This window comes from Leisingera sp. ANG-DT (assembly GCF_000813785.1).
GTDB lineage: Bacteria > Pseudomonadota > Alphaproteobacteria > Rhodobacterales > Rhodobacteraceae > Leisingera.
In genome coordinates this window covers 1715-1984 of sequence record NZ_JWLE01000027.1, presented here as the reverse complement: position 1 = coordinate 1984, position 270 = coordinate 1715, and the positions used below count along the sequence as shown (strand labels likewise).

Sequence of the window (270 nt, the reverse complement as noted above, 5' to 3'; positions counted from 1 at the left end):
GCGCAGCTGCAGGCGCAGGGACCGTTTGACGGCGCGGTGATCGACATGAGCATGCCGGGCCGGGGCGGCTGGGAGACGCTGGCGCGGCTGCTGCAGGTCCAGCCCGGGCTGAACGCGGTGATGATGAGCGGTTTTGCCTTCAGCGCGGCGGAGGCGGGGTTTCCGGAACTGAACGGCGTGCAGGTGCTGGATAAGCCCTTTACCAAGGAAAAACTCTACAAGGCACTGTTCCGCTAGGGATAAAAGGTTCGGGTGGTGGCCTCCCGCGCC

1 protein-coding gene is annotated in these 270 nt (G+C 65.6%); it reads left to right on the top strand.

The window, feature by feature from the left end:
- Positions 1-237: response regulator (locus tag RA21_RS23230; protein ID WP_241483526.1), on the top strand; the 237-nt coding region annotated here is incomplete at its 5' end.
- Positions 238-270 lie beyond the last annotated feature (33 nt).